The organism is Streptomyces sp. NPDC048269, assembly GCF_040652395.1.
Classification (GTDB): Bacteria; Actinomycetota; Actinomycetes; order Streptomycetales; family Streptomycetaceae; genus Streptomyces.
Window position 1 is genome coordinate 216,959 of the sequence record NZ_JBEZLW010000008.1, and the last position, 11,776, is coordinate 228,734.

The 11,776-nt window shown below is 72.7% G+C and carries 9 protein-coding genes; all 9 read left to right on the forward strand.

Features of this window, described 5'->3' with window-relative positions; all coding sequences use genetic code 11:
- Nucleotides 1-62: 62 nt before the first annotated feature.
- The 9 genes from rimP (at nucleotide 63) to AB0D48_RS12500 (ending at nucleotide 11,742) form a co-directional block, all read left to right on the forward strand.
- On the forward strand, nucleotides 63-560 hold the full coding sequence (gene rimP, locus AB0D48_RS12460; protein WP_362394272.1) for a ribosome maturation factor RimP: 498 nt from the start codon (nucleotides 63-65) through the stop codon (nucleotides 558-560).
- A 2-nt stretch (nucleotides 561-562) separates the two neighbouring features.
- Nucleotides 563-1,561 carry a transcription termination factor NusA gene (nusA, locus tag AB0D48_RS12465; RefSeq protein ID WP_362394274.1) on the forward strand — a complete coding sequence of 333 codons (999 nt, stop codon included), beginning with the start codon at nucleotides 563-565 and terminating at the stop codon, nucleotides 1,559-1,561.
- Between the two features lie 147 nt (nucleotides 1,562-1,708).
- Nucleotides 1,709-1,996, forward strand: a complete 288-nt coding sequence (locus AB0D48_RS12470; RefSeq protein WP_362394277.1) for a YlxR family protein — start codon at nucleotides 1,709-1,711, stop codon at nucleotides 1,994-1,996.
- Nucleotides 1,997-2,144: 148 nt separating this feature from the next.
- Nucleotides 2,145-5,261: a translation initiation factor IF-2 gene (infB, locus tag AB0D48_RS12475; protein ID WP_362394280.1), complete on the forward strand. Its 3,117-nt coding sequence runs from the start codon at nucleotides 2,145-2,147 to the stop codon at nucleotides 5,259-5,261.
- A 160-nt stretch (nucleotides 5,262-5,421) separates the two neighbouring features.
- Nucleotides 5,422-5,715 carry a DUF503 domain-containing protein gene (locus AB0D48_RS12480; RefSeq protein ID WP_030161467.1) on the forward strand — a complete coding sequence of 98 codons (294 nt, stop codon included), beginning with the start codon at nucleotides 5,422-5,424 and terminating at the stop codon, nucleotides 5,713-5,715.
- A gap of 28 nt (nucleotides 5,716-5,743) precedes the next feature.
- The gene (gene rbfA, locus AB0D48_RS12485; protein WP_362394283.1) at nucleotides 5,744-6,196 is read left to right on the forward strand and encodes a 30S ribosome-binding factor RbfA; all 453 of its coding nucleotides are present in this window, start codon (nucleotides 5,744-5,746) and stop codon (nucleotides 6,194-6,196) included.
- Nucleotides 6,193-7,101, forward strand: coding sequence for a tRNA pseudouridine(55) synthase TruB (truB, locus tag AB0D48_RS12490; protein WP_362394286.1), 909 nt, complete (start codon nucleotides 6,193-6,195; stop codon nucleotides 7,099-7,101). Before rbfA ends, truB begins: the two co-directional genes overlap by 4 nt.
- A gap of 287 nt (nucleotides 7,102-7,388) precedes the next feature.
- Nucleotides 7,389-10,643 (forward strand): serine protease, encoded by a 3,255-nt coding sequence (locus tag AB0D48_RS12495; protein WP_362394289.1) that lies wholly within the window; start codon nucleotides 7,389-7,391, stop codon nucleotides 10,641-10,643.
- A 127-nt stretch (nucleotides 10,644-10,770) separates the two neighbouring features.
- Entirely contained in the window at nucleotides 10,771-11,742 is a 972-nt protein-coding gene (locus AB0D48_RS12500; RefSeq protein ID WP_362394292.1) for a bifunctional riboflavin kinase/FAD synthetase, read from the forward strand.
- Nucleotides 11,743-11,776 lie beyond the last annotated feature (34 nt).

The window sequence follows — 11,776 nt, forward strand, 5'->3', positions numbered from 1 at the left end:
TACCCTTTGACCTGACGCACGACGGAAACCACAACAGCACACGCGGCCGAGGAGTCACCCGGATGAGCACCACCCAGAGCGACAGGCTGCGCGGATTGCTGGAGCCGCTCGTCGCCGCCAAGGGCCTGGACCTCGAAGAGATCGAGACGTCCCGGGCGGGTAAGCGCCGGATGCTGCGCATCATCGTGGACTCCGACGAGGGCGTGGAGCTGGACGCGTGTGCCGAGCTGAGTCGCGAGGTCTCCGACCTGCTCGACGAGACCGACGTGATGGGCGAGGACGAGTACGTCCTCGAGGTGAGCTCGCCGGGCGCAGACCGCCCGCTGACCGAGCACCGTCACTACGTACGGGCGACCGGCCGTCTCGTGAAGTTCCAGTTGACCGAGGGCGGGGAACTGATCGCCCGCATCCTCGACCTCGACGACGAGGGACTGGACCTCGAAGTCCCGGGTGTGAAGGGCCGCAAGGCGACCGCCCGCCGTATTGCTTTCACCGACATCGCCAAGGCGCGTGTCGAGATCGAGTTCAGCCGCAAGGACAAGAAGGAAGAGGAGGCGTAGTCGTGGACATCGACATGAGTGCCCTGCGGGGTCTGGTCCGGGAGAAGGAGATCTCCTTCGACCTGCTCGTCGAGGCGATCGAGTCGGCCCTCCTCATCGCGTACCACCGGACCGAGGGGAGCTTCCGCCGCGCACGCGTCGTGCTGGACCGCACCAACGGTCACGTGGTCGTGTGGGCGACGGAAGACCCGAGGGACCTCGAAGAGGGCCAGGAGCCCAAGGAGTTCGACGACACCCCGTCGGACTTCGGCCGGATCGCCGCGACGACCGCCAAGCAGGTGATCCTGCAGCGTCTGCGCGACGCCGAGGACGACCTGACCTTCGGTGAGTTCGCCGGCCGTGAGGGCGACGTCATCACCGGCGTCGTCCAGCAGGGCAAGGACCCCAAGAACGTCCTCGTCGACATCGGCAAGCTGGAGGCCATCCTGCCCGTGCAGGAGCAGGTCCCCGGTGAGGAGTACACGCACGGTCTGCGCCTGAAGGCGTACGTCGTGCGCGTGGCGAAGGGCGTCCGGGGTCCCTCCGTGACCCTGTCGCGCACGCACCCCAACCTCGTGAAGAAGCTCTTCCAGCTGGAGGTCCCGGAGATCGCCGACGGCAGCGTCGAGATCTCCGCGATCGCCCGTGAGGCCGGTCACCGCACCAAGATCGCCGTACGGTCCACCCGCTCGGGCCTCAACCCGAAGGGCGCCTGCATCGGCCCGATGGGCAGCCGCGTGCGCAACGTGATGGCAGAGCTGCACGGCGAGAAGATCGACATCGTCGACTGGTCGGACGACCCGGCGGAGATGGTCGCGAACGCGCTGTCACCCGCCCGGGTGAGCCAGGTCGAGGTCGTCGACTGGGACACCCGTTCCGCCCGGGTGACCGTGCCCGACTACCAGCTGTCGCTGGCCATCGGCAAGGAGGGCCAGAACGCCCGCCTCGCCGCGCGGCTCACCGGATGGCGCATCGACATCCGTCCCGACACCGAGCAGCCTTCGGACGGCGACGGGGAATAAACCGGTACCGCCCGGGGCTGCCCGGGCGGTAGACAGGGACCACGAGGGGCCTTACACCGGCCCCGTGGATCACCACAACACAACAGCCGTTCGATTTTCGCCCGGAACTTGTCGGGGGAGGGTCGGTGCGGGGAGGTAGACTTAGGCGTGTCTGGCCGGACGCAAGCCCGCGCATGCCCCGAACGAACCTGTGTGGGGTGTCGGGAGCGAGCGGCCAAGAGCGATCTGCTGCGCATCGTGGCGATCGAGGACGAATGCGTCCCCGATCCACGCGGTACGCTGCCCGGCCGGGGTGCATATGTGCACCCTGCCGTGGTCTGCCTCGACCAGGCGGTCCGCCGCCGGGCGTTCCCCCGGGCCCTCCGGTCCGCCGGAGCGCTCGACACGACGGAACTGCGCAAAGTCCTGGCCGTTCAGGCCGAGGCGACACCGTAAGACGTAGAACGGCACGGATACCCCGTGCGGTCAGGTACCTCGCGAGTTGGAAGTAGGTCGAGATTGCGATGAGCACTCGATGAGTACGCGATGAGTACGCCCATGAAGTAGCAACGGTCCGGCGTAACCCGGACCTAAAAGGAGCGAAGTGGCTAAGGTCCGGGTATACGAACTCGCCAAGGAGTTCGGGGTGGAGAGCAAGGTCGTCATGGCCAAGCTCCAAGAACTCGGTGAATTCGTCCGTTCGGCGTCCTCGACGATCGAGGCGCCGGTTGTACGCAAGTTGACTGACGCACTGCAGGGGCCCGGCGGCAACGCCGGCAAGTCCGCTGCGAAGCCCGGCGCGCCCCGCAAGGCCGCGCCCGCCAAGCCCGCAGCGCCCTCCCCGGCCGCTGCGGCACGTCCTGCTGCCCCGAAGCCCGGCGCACCGGTGGCTCCCAAGCCCGCCGCTGCCGAGGCTCCGGCCGTCAGCGCCCCGGTGACTCCGGCCGCATCCGGCCCGCGTCCCGGCCCGAAGGCTCCGGCCGCCCCGAAGCCCGCTCCGGCGGCGCCCGTGGCGACCGAGTTCTCCGCGCCTCCGGCGGCTCCGGCCGCCCCGGCGCGCACCGAGCGTCCCGCCGCGGCTCCCGGCCCCCGTCCGGCGCAGCAGCGTCCGGCGGCCCAGGGTGGCCAGGCCGGCGCCCGTCCCGGCGCCCCGCGTCCGGCCGGCACCGCTCCCGGTGCCCAGGCCCCGCGCCCCGGTGGCGCGGCCCCGCGTCCGCAGGGCGCCCGTCCGGCCGGTCCCCGTCCGGGCAACAACCCCTTCACCTCTGGTGGCTCCACCGGTATGGCGCGCCCGCAGGCGCCCCGTCCGGCCGGCGCGCCCCGTCCCGGTGCCCCCGGCGCCGGTGGCGGTCAGGGTGCTCCCCGCCCGCAGGGCGGTCCCGGCGGCGCTCCGCGTCCGCAGGGCCAGGGCGCCGGTCGCCCGACCCCCGGTGGCATGCCCCGTCCGCAGGGCGGCGCCCCGCGTCCGGGTGGTGCTCCCGGTGGTAACCGTCCGAACCCGGGCATGATGCCGCAGCGTCCCGCTGCCGGTGGTCCCGGTCCCCGTCCCGGTGGCGGCCCCGGTGGCCGTGGCCCCGGTGCGGGCGGCGCGGGTCGTCCCGGTGGCGCCGGTCGTCCCGCGGGCGGCGGCTTCGCCGGCCGTCCGGCCGGTCCGGGCTCGCGTCCCGGTGGCGGCGGCGGCTTCGGCGGTCCCCGTCCCGGTGGCGGCGGCTTCGGCGGCGGTCCGGCCGGTGCCGGTGGCGGCGGTCGTCCCGGCTTCGGCGGGCGTCCCGGTGGTCCCGGTGCCCGTGGTGGCACGCAGGGTGCCTTCGGCCGTCCCGGCGGTCCGGCCCGTCGTGGCCGCAAGTCGAAGCGTCAGAGGCGCCAGGAGTACGAGGCCATGCAGGCCCCGTCCGTCGGCGGCGTGATGCTGCCCCGCGGCGGCGGCGAGACCGTTCGCCTGTCGCGCGGTGCGTCCCTCACCGACTTCGCGGAGAAGATCAACGCCAACCCGGCGTCGCTCGTCGCCGTGATGATGAACCTCGGCGAGATGGTCACTGCCACGCAGTCCGTCTCCGACGAGACGCTCGAGATGCTGGCCGGCGAGATGAACTACGTCGTCCAGATCGTCAGCCCGGAGGAAGAGGACCGCGAGCTCCTCGAGGGCTTCGACATCGAGTTCGGCGAGGACGAGGGCGGCGAGGAATACCTCATGCCGCGTCCGCCGGTCGTGACCGTCATGGGTCACGTCGACCACGGTAAGACCCGACTGCTCGACGCCATCCGCAAGACGAACGTCGTTGCGGGCGAGGCCGGCGGCATCACCCAGCACATCGGTGCCTACCAGGTCGGTACCGAGGTCAACGGTGAAGAGCGCAAGATCACCTTCATCGACACCCCGGGTCACGAGGCGTTCACCGCCATGCGTGCCCGCGGTGCCAAGTCGACCGACATCGCGATCCTCGTGGTCGCGGCCAACGACGGCGTCATGCCGCAGACGATCGAGGCGCTCAACCACGCCAAGGCCGCCGGCGTCCCGATCGTCGTCGCGGTCAACAAGATCGACGTCGAGGGTGCCGACCCGGTCAAGGTGCGCGGTCAGCTCACCGAGTTCGGTCTGGTCGCCGAGGAGTACGGCGGCGACACGATGTTCGTCGACATCTCCGCCAAGCAGGGTCTGCACATCGACTCCCTGCTCGAGGCCGTCGTCCTCACCGCCGACGCCTCGCTCGACCTCCGCGCCAACCCGGAGCAGGACGCTCAGGGTATTGCGATCGAGTCCCACCTCGACCGCGGCCGCGGTGCCGTCGCCACCGTCCTCGTCCAGCGCGGTACCCTCCGCGTCGGCGACACGATGGTCGTGGGCGACGCCTACGGCCGAGTGCGCGCCATGCTCGACGACAAGGGCAACAACGTCGAGGAAGCGGGTCCGTCGACCCCCGTCCTGGTCCTGGGTCTCACCAACGTCCCCGGCGCCGGCGACAACTTCCTCGTCGTCGACGAGGACCGTACGGCCCGTCAGATCGCCGAGAAGCGTGCTGCGCGTGAGCGCAACGCCAACTTCGCCAAGCGTGTCCGCCGGGTGTCCCTGGAAGACCTCGACTCGGTCCTCAAGGCCGGTCTGGTCCAGGAACTCAACCTCATCATCAAGGGCGACGCGTCCGGTGCGGTCGAGGCTCTCGAGTCCTCGCTGCTCCAGCTCGACGTCGGTGAAGAGGTCGACATCCGCGTCCTGCACCGCGGTGTGGGTGCGGTCACCGAGTCCGACATCTCGCTGGCGATGGGCTCCGACGCCATCGTCATCGGTTACAACGTCCGTGCGGCCGGCCGTGCCGCGCAGATGGCGGACCGCGAGGGCGTCGACGTCCGCTACTACTCGGTGATCTACCAGGCCATCGAGGAGATCGAGGCGGCCCTGAAGGGTCTCCTCAAGCCGGAGTACGAAGAGGTCGAGCTCGGTACGGCGGAGGTCCGCGAGATCTTCCGCTCGTCCAAGCTGGGCAACATCGCCGGTGTCCTCATCCGGTCCGGCGAGGTCAAGCGCAACACCAAGGCGCGGCTCCTGCGCGATGGCAAGGTCATCGCCGAGAACCTCACCATCTCCGGTCTGCGCCGCTTCAAGGACGACGTCACCGAGATCCGCGAAGGCTTCGAGGGCGGTATCAACCTCGGCAGCTACAACGACATCAAGATCGACGACGTCATCGCGACGTACGAGATGCGCGAGAAGCCCCGCGCGTAAGCGCGAGGCGGTTCGCACCGTGTCGTAACTCGTAATACCGGGGCCGGTCGGCGGAATATCCGTCGATCGGCCCCGGCCGTTGCGTGTACGGTTCTGGTGACCCTGCCGAGCGACGGCCGGCAGGCCACCGAACCCGCACCGGCGGGATATCCGGAACTGCATGTACGTGGGGACTCTGTCCTTCGATCTGCTCCTCGGCGACGTCCACTCGCTGAAGGAGAAACGCTCCGTCGTCCGGCCCATCGTGGCCGAGCTCCAACGCAAGTTCTCCGTGAGCGCGGCTGAAGTGGGCGACCAGGACCTGCACCGCAGGGCCCGTATAGGGGTCGCTCTGGTGAGCGGGGACACGGGGTTCCTCTCGGATGTACTGGACCGCTGCGAGCGGCTGGTCGCGGCACGTCCGGAAGTGGAGCTGCTGTCCGTACGACGGCGCCTCCACGGTGATGAAGACTGATAGCAAGACATAAGAAGGAGACGGACCAGTGGCCGACAATGCGCGGGCGAAGAAGCTGGCGGACCTCATCCGGGAGGTGGTGGCCGAGAAGCTGCAGCGCGGTGTCAAGGACCCTCGCCTCGGCACGCACGTGACCATCACGGACACCCGGGTCACCGGCGACCTGCGGGAGGCCACGGTCTTCTACACGGTCTACGGCGACGACGAGGACCGGGCCAGCGCGGCAGCGGGCCTGGAAAGCGCCAAGGGCGTACTGCGCTCCGCGGTCGGCCGGGCGGCGGGCACCAAGTTCACGCCCACCCTGACCTTCGTCGCGGACGCCCTCCCGGAGAACGCCAAGACCATCGAGGACCTCCTCGACAAGGCGCGCGCCTCCGACGCCCAGGTGCGCGAGGTGTCCTCCGGCGCGAAGTACGCCGGCGACGCCGACCCGTACAAGAAGCCGGGCGACGAGGACGACGAGGACGCAGCAGCGGAATGAGCAGCAACGCAGGGAAGACTCCGGACGGCCTTGTCATCGTCGACAAGCCGTCCGGCTTCACTTCGCACGACGTGGTCGCCAAGATGCGCGGGATCGCCAAGACCCGCCGCGTGGGCCACGCCGGCACGCTGGACCCGATGGCGACGGGCGTGCTGGTCCTGGGCGTCGAGAAGGCCACCAAGCTCCTCGGCCACCTCGCGCTCACGGAGAAGGAGTACCTCGGCACGATCCGGCTGGGCCAGAACACCCTGACGGACGACGCCGAAGGCGAGATCACCTCCTCCACGGACGCCGCCCGGGTCACCCGGGAGGCCGTGGACGCGGGCATCGCCAAGCTGACCGGCGAGATCATGCAGATCCCGTCCAAGGTCAGCGCCATCAAGATCAAGGGCGTGCGCTCCTACAAGCGCGCTCGCGACGGCGAGGACTTCGAGATCCCGGCCCGGCCGGTGACCGTCTCCTCGTTCCACGTGTACGACATGCGGGACGCGGAGGCCGAGGACGGCACGAAGGTCGTCGACCTCGTCGTCTCCGTCGTCTGCTCCAGCGGTACCTACATCCGCGCGCTGGCCCGTGACCTGGGCGCCGACCTGGGCGTCGGCGGTCACCTGACCGCGCTGCGGCGCACCCGGGTGGGGCCGTACAAGATCGACCGGGCGCGCACCCTGGACCAGCTCCAGGAGGAGCTGACCGTCATGCCGATCGGCGAGGCGGCGGCCGCGGCCTTCCCGCGCTGGGACCTGGACGCCCGGCGGGCCTCGCTGCTCGCCAATGGCGTCCGGATCGACATGCCGGAGGAGTACCGGGCCGGCCAGACCGTCGCGGTCTTCGGGCCGCAGGGGAACCTGCTCGGGCTCGTGGAGAGCAAGGGCGGCAAGGCGAAGTCCCTCGCGGTCTTCGTCTGACCCGGCGCCTTCCGGTGCCGTCCGGCCGGTGCCCCGTCCGGCCGGTGTCGTGGCTCCGGAGTCCGTTGACGTGGAGCGGTGAGCGCACATGCACTGCCGCTCACCGCTCCACGACCCCCCTCGGGTAGGTCTCTATCCACCCGGACCCTCGTATTCACCCGTCCGAGCAGGCGCTCGGAGTGAATGGAGGGAGCGTTAGGGGGCGCGTTCGCCTCGCATGCTTTTCGTGCTGATCTTCACCTGCCTACCGTCGTGAGCACGGGGCGTTGCGGGGGAGTGGTGCGGCCATGACGGAGCTCGTCACAATCTGCGATTTCGCCGGGCGGGCGCGCGGCAGCGGATTCGTCGCCGACGACCGCGGGACGGTGGTCACCAGTCACGAGGCCGTCGACGGCCTGAGCCAGGTGGTGCTCCACGGGCCCGGCCCGGCCGGGCGGACGTGGCTGGCCCAGGCCGGCGACGTGACCGCGCTGCCGGGGCTCGCGCTGGCCCTCGTACGGACCGACGGACTCGGGGTGCGGCCGCTTCCGGTGGCGACGCGCGAGGCGATCGCTCCCGGGACGTACGTGCGGCTGCCCGCCCGCGGATGGCGGCAGGCGCGGGTGCTGGGGGGCGCGGAGGTCACCTACCCGGCGGCCGACCGGCTGCACGCCGTGCCCGCGAGCTCGGCGGTCGAGCTGGCGATCGGAACGGACGGGCGGGACGCGCTGAGCCTGGGCGGGGAGGCCTGCGGGGGTCCGGTCCTCGACGCGGAGACCGGAGCGGTGCTCGGGGTACTGGGCACCGCTCTGCGCGCGGAACACCGCTCCGGCGGCTTCGCGGTGACACTGCGGGCGGCGGCCGGAGCCGACCCGGCCGGCCCGCTGGCCGCGCTGCTGGAACGCAACGCCGCGACCGTCCCGGCGTACGGGCCGGACCTGAACCTCGCCGGAGTACTCGAACTGACCCGGGCCACCCTCGGTGCATCCCTGCCCCCGGCCGTCCCCGGCCGGGAACCCGTGGAGCGACCGGGGACCGCAGCCGAACTGGAGGCCTTCACGGCGGGGGACCGCCTCGTCCTCGGCCTGGTGGGAGCCCCGGGCACGGGCCGCACCACGGCACTGGCGGCGCTGGCCGTACGCCGGGCCCGCGGGACCCGTCCCGCCCCGACCGTGTGGCTGCGCGGCGCGGACCTGCGCGGCGGGGACGCTTCGCTGGCCGACGCGGTGAAGCGGGCGCTGGTCTCGGCGGCCCGGCTGGCGGTCGCCGCCCGGCCCGAGCACTGGGAACGGGCCGGCGCCCTCTGCCCGCCCGAGGTGCTGTACGCCCCCGCCCGCCCGGCCCGGCGGATGCCACCGGCCCTCCCGCTCGGCGACCTCACCCCCGCCGAGGCGGCGACCGCCCGGGCGCGGCTCGGCATTCCCGAGGGCGCCGTCCGGGAGCCCGACGGCCGGCACCCGCTCACCCTGGGCCTCCTCGCGGGGATCCGCGCCGCCGAGGTCACGGCCGGGCGCCCCGGCCGCGACGAGGTCTTCGACGCCCACCTGGACCTGATGTGCCTGCGCGCCGCCGTCCGTATCGCCGCCGCCCGGGCCGGAGCCGCCCAGGTGCACGGCCCCGGGGTCAGGCGGCTCGCGGCACGCGTGGCCGGCCGGGTCCACGAGGCTGCCCGGCGCTGTCTGGGACACGGGCAGGGCGCGCTCGACCGGGCCTCCTTCGAGGAACTGTTCCCGTGGCGCACCGGATGGGCCTCCGCCGTGCTCACCGAGGGGCTGCTGGTGCCCGCCGGACCCGGCTACCGCTTCGCCCACGAGGAACTGTCCGACTGGATCCAGGCCGGCCACCTGGACGTCCCGACCGCCCTCGACTCCCTCGTCCACCGGCCCGCCGGGCCCGATCCCGTACCTCGGCACCGGATCGGGCCCGTCCTGGAGGCCCTGCGCAGACTGCCCGCCGACACCCTGCGCGGGGAGCTCATGCGGCTGGTCCACCGTCTCAACGAGTTCGCCGAGGCCGCGGCAGGACCGGAGGCTCGGCCGGGTGCCGGACCGGATGCGCGGCCGGATGCCGAACCGGATGCCGGATCGCCTGCCCGGCAGGATGCCGGACCCGCTGCGGGATCCGGGGCGGACCGGATCTGGTGGGCGACCCGCCTGCTGCGCGAGAGCCTGCTCCGCGCCCCCGACGCGCACCCCCACCTCCCCGTCCTGCACGCCCTCGCCGAACACGTGGCCCGCGCCGGCCCCGGAGAGTTCGGGGGCTGGTTCTGGAACCGGCTGCGCCTGCCCGAGCCCGACCGCCTCGACCTGCTGCGCCGCCTGCTGCCCGCCGACCCCGCCGACGCGGCCCCCGGCGACCGCTACCTCGACGCCGCCGCCCGCCGGCTCACCCGGGACCCACGGCTCGCGCAGCCCCTGCTCTGCGCCTGGTTCACCGACGGACGGCGGCTGCGCGGCCGCCCCGGGGCCACCGTCGCCACCGCCGCCCAGGCGCTGCTGCACACCCACCGCCGCCTCGCCCTCGACGACCTGACCGAGGCGCTCGTCACCGCCGCGGACCCCCACGCCGACGAACTGCTCTCCGTACTCGCCGAGGAGGAGCCCCCCGCCCTGTGCCGGGCCGTGGACCGCTGGGCGCACGACGAACGGCCCGCGCGGCGGGCCGCCGCCGCCGCGTACGGGATGGCCACCGCCCCGCACGTGCGCACCCCCGCCGACCGCGAGCTGCTGCGCTACGCCGCGCAGGCGCTGCTGGCCCGCCCCGCCGACGCCGCCCTGCACGGCAGCGCCCTGGCCGTGCTGCTGCGCGACCCGCAGGCGCGCGGCCGCCATCTGCCCGCCGCCCTCGCCTGCTTCCGGGCCCCCGAGCACGGTTCCCGGCTGCCCGCGGCGGCGCTGGTCGCGGCGCTGCCCGTACTGCCCGACCCCGACGCGGTGTTCGACGCGCTGCGGGCCCGGGCCGACGGGGAGGTGGTGCGCGCCCTGGCCGCGCTGACCACTCCCGCCCTCGCCCGGCGGGCGGCCGACCTCGTACGGGACCACCTGGCGGGCCGTCCCGAGGACGCTCCGCACGCCGCTTCCTTCGTCGACCGGCGCCTGGAGCAGGGCGCGGCCGCCGCTCCCGTGCTGCGCCGGCTGGTCCTGGACCTGCTGCGGTCCGCCCCGGCGGCGGTACGGGCCGAGCTGGCCTCGGTACTTGCCGCGCCGGGCGGGGAGCCTTCGTGCGCGCTGCGCGGCGAGCTGGCGGACGTACTCCTGCGCGAGGAGACGGATCCGTGGGTGCTCGACTCGTTCCTGGTGGCGGTCGCGGCCGGGACCGCCGCGCGCCCTGAGGGACGTACGCGGGAGCTGTTGCGGCGTACCGGGCGGCGGCTGTTCGCGGTCCCGGGCGGGCCGGCGGTGTTCGAGCGGCGGACGCTGGAGCTGGCCCGGTCCGACCTCGCCTTCGGCGGGCTCGTGGCGGGCTGGATGGCGCAGCCGGGAGGGGAGGCGGCGGCCCTGCTGGGCCCGAGCGCGCGGCGCACGGTGGAGACCCTCGGCGGGGCGGCACCGGATGTGACGTGACGATATGCCACGGCGGCCGTCCGACGCAGATGCCGATGCGGGGCACGGGGCACCGGCATGGCAGTCTTAGACCTGTAATCGGCAATCAGTACAAGGCCTAAACGGGTTCGGGCGAGGAGCGGTCACAGTGCAGCGCTGGCGTGGCTTGGAGGACATCCCCCAGGACTGGGGACGCAGCGTCGTCACCATCGGCTCCTACGACGGTGTGCACCGCGGTCATCAGCTGATCATCGGACGGGCCGTGGCCAAGGCGCGCGCCCTGGGCGTCCCCTCCGTCGTCGTCACCTTCAGCCCCCACCCCAGCGAGGTCGTCCGACCCGGCAGCCACCCGCCGATCCTCGCCCCGTACGACCGGCGCGCCGAGCTGATGGCCGGGCTGGGTGTGGACGCGCTGCTGATCCTTCCGTTCACGGCGGAGTTCTCGCAGCTGTCCCCGGCCGACTTCATCGTGAAGGTGCTCGTCGACAAGCTGCACGCGCGGTCCGTCATCGAGGGCCCCAACTTCCGGTTCGGCCACCGGGCCGCCGGGAACGTCGACTTCCTGCGAGAGCTGGGCTCCACGTACGACTACGAGGTAGAGGTCGTGGACCTGGTCGAGCGGGGCGAGGCGGGCGGCGGCGTGCCGTTCTCCTCGACGCTGGCGCGCCGGCTGGTCGCCGAGGGCGACATGGAGGGCGCGGCGGAGGTCCTGGGCCGGCCGCACCGGGTCGAGGGCGTGGTGGTGCGCGGTGCGCAGCGCGGGCGCGAGCTCGGCTACCCGACGGCGAACGTCGAGACGCAGCCGCACACCGCGATCCCGGCGGACGGCGTGTACGCCGGCTGGCTGACCGCCGACGGCGAGCGGATGCCCGCGGCGATCTCGGTGGGGACGAACGTGCAGTTCGACGCGACCGAGCGGACCGTGGAGGCGTACGCGATCGACCGGATCGGGCTGGACCTCTACGGGAAGCACGTGGCCGTGGACTTCCTCGCGTACGTGCGGGGGATGGCGAAGTTCGAGTCGCTGGACGGGCTGCTGGAGGCGATCGCGGACGACGTGAAGCGGGCGCGGGTGCTGACGGACGCGTACGACGCGGAGCGCTCGCGGACGAACGGTTGACGGACGAGCGGCTGAGCGACGGCTGACGGACGAA